The organism is Marinobacter sp. ES-1, assembly GCF_000475255.1.
Taxonomy (GTDB): Bacteria; Pseudomonadota; Gammaproteobacteria; order Pseudomonadales; family Oleiphilaceae; genus Marinobacter; species Marinobacter vinifirmus.
The window spans coordinates 1-2,272 of the sequence record NZ_AXBV01000010.1 but is presented as its reverse complement, the minus strand read 5'-3'; the positions used below and the strand labels follow the sequence as shown (position 1 = coordinate 2,272).

Below are 2,272 nucleotides of genomic sequence, written 5' to 3'. Positions count from 1 at the left end.
TGTGATGGGCGGACGCTTACGCGAAATCCAGGAATGCAGCTCGCTCGGATGCAGGATATTGGTGGTATTCGTGCGGTCGCTAAGGATATGAGAAAGGTAAGACAAATTGAGGCTGCATACAAAAGGGGAACGAGAGTCTTTTCAATAGTAAAAGGCGGAAAGGATTACACGAATTATCCTAAGGATTCAGGATATCGAAGTGTCCATATGATATTTAAATGCAGAAACGGGTTTTCGATCGAGCTTCAGATAAGAACGGTCATTCAACACGCTTGGGCTACTGCTGTTGAAACTATGGGCACGTTCTTAAACCACTCCTTAAAGGCTAGTGAGGGGCCTGAGGAATGGCTAAAGTTTTTCACGCTGGCTAGTTCTGCATTTGCGATTCTTGAGAGCACTCCTAGGGTGCCAGAGCACGATAGATACAGCGCTTTCGAAGTTTTCGATATGTTGCTAAAGAAGGAAAAAGAGCTGGATGTTTTAAATAAGCTATCGGGCTTCAGAGTCGTTGCCAAGCATATCGAGAACGATCATAAAAGGGGGCACTATCACTTAATTACGCTAAACCTTGATACGCGCCGTGCGTTCGTCAAATCCTATACCAAAAGAAATGTTGATCAAGCCAATGTCGACTATTCGAAAGCGGAAGACGCTGTTAGCAAGGGTGCTAATCTGCAAGTAGTGCTTGTCACATCGCAGTCTATTAACGCATTGAAAAAAGCATATCCGAGCTACTTCCTTGATGCGCAACTTTTTGCGAAACAGATTGCAGTAGTTAGAAAGAAAATTCAGCAAATGAAATAATTTATGGAATTCTATAACCAGTGCAGGCACGGCGACGCCCATTACATTGCGCCTTCGGCTCCATTCCATGGGCGCGCATGCTGCAAACGTTAGGGGTGTTGACAGCTACGAATTGACTAATTTAGTATTCGTTTCGCTGCTGAATCGTTGAATAAAAAAATGGATGTTTTTGAAGTATGGATATGGATAGTCTTCGTTGTATTTGTATTGCAAGTTCGTGCTTTATTATATCGCCTGTCGCCATCGCTGATCTTCCTCTCACTGTTGAAGACCTTATTACTGATAAGGGAAAAATCAAGCTCGATACCTCTCTGTCTTACTCCAATAGTGATCGGCAAAAATTGCTGACGGATGAGCCTATTGTTATTCAAACTGGCGAAACTTCGTTTATCACACTGCCAACAAAGTTCGGGGAGTTCAAAGGTAACACTGATGTGCTTGTTGCCACGTTGGGCGTGAGATATGGGGTGACACGTGATGCGGAAGTATACACGCGGGCCAGTTATTTATATCGAAGTGCACGTTCCAGCGATTTGTCAGGGATAAACAATGATAGCGAAAATCGTTTTGTAGACTCCTGGGCTGGTGTGAATTACCAATTCTCGCAAGACGACAATACACCCGCATTACTCGGCTTTATCGAAGGCGCGCTTTATGAGAAGCATCAGCAAAGTAGTTCTTCGGGGAAATCCTGGGCGCTAGGTATGACGATCTATCGGGCGATTGATCCCGTCGTGCTTTCTGTAACATCAACCTTACAATGGAATCAGAAGCGCAATGATGGTGGTGTTAGCTTTCAGACAGGCAGTTATTTCTTACTGATGCCCTCGGTGGCGTTTGCGGTCAATGATCGAGTCACACTTACTACAGGATTTCAATGGATGAACCGTCAAGCAGACCGCTATGACGATAAACAACAAGGATTTCGCCGAACGAGCACGGATGTAACGCTCGGTTTGGGCTACGGAGTCTCGAAGGGAAATACACTTAATTTTTCCTTCAAGGCAAACGCCTCGGGGCAAAATGGGGCAGACCTGAGACTTAATTGGCTATATGCCTTTTAAATCAGCCCCTTTGTTAAATTTACATGGAGTAAAAAATGAAAAAAGCAGTTATCGCAACCCTTTTGAGTGGTGCTATCTCTGTACCTGCATTCGCAGCTAGTAGTAATGATTTGGCAGATGCTAATCTGATCTTCAATATGGACAATGGCCAATCTATGGAACTGGCTGTGTTGACGCCTGAGGAGATGAAGAATACCGAAGGTGCGCTTGCCCCATGGATTATCGGTGGTGGAATAGGATCGCTGACCGGCGGTGGTGGGTATGTTTATGGATGGTATAGAGGGAATTACTCTTGGAATACCTCGCGCTTTCTAGGTAACGTCGGTACTGGGGCGTTAGCGGGTGCGTCATTTGGTACTGCTGGAGCACTGGCTGGTGGAGGCTTACTAATTCGAAATAAAGTA

3 protein-coding genes are annotated in these 2,272 nt (G+C 45.1%); all 3 read left to right on the top strand.

Annotation, left to right across the window (positions count from 1 at the left end):
• On the top strand, positions 1-804 hold an 804-nt coding region (locus Q668_RS00560), incomplete at its 5' end, for a RelA/SpoT domain-containing protein (protein ID WP_036218703.1).
• Positions 805-980: 176 nt separating this feature from the next.
• Positions 981-1,868 carry a hypothetical protein gene (locus Q668_RS00555; RefSeq protein WP_022987628.1) on the top strand — a complete coding sequence of 296 codons (888 nt, stop codon included), beginning with the start codon at positions 981-983 and terminating at the stop codon, positions 1,866-1,868.
• 35 nt (positions 1,869-1,903) lie between these two features.
• Positions 1,904-2,272: hypothetical protein (locus Q668_RS17030; protein ID WP_200861329.1), on the top strand; the 369-nt coding region annotated here is incomplete at its 3' end.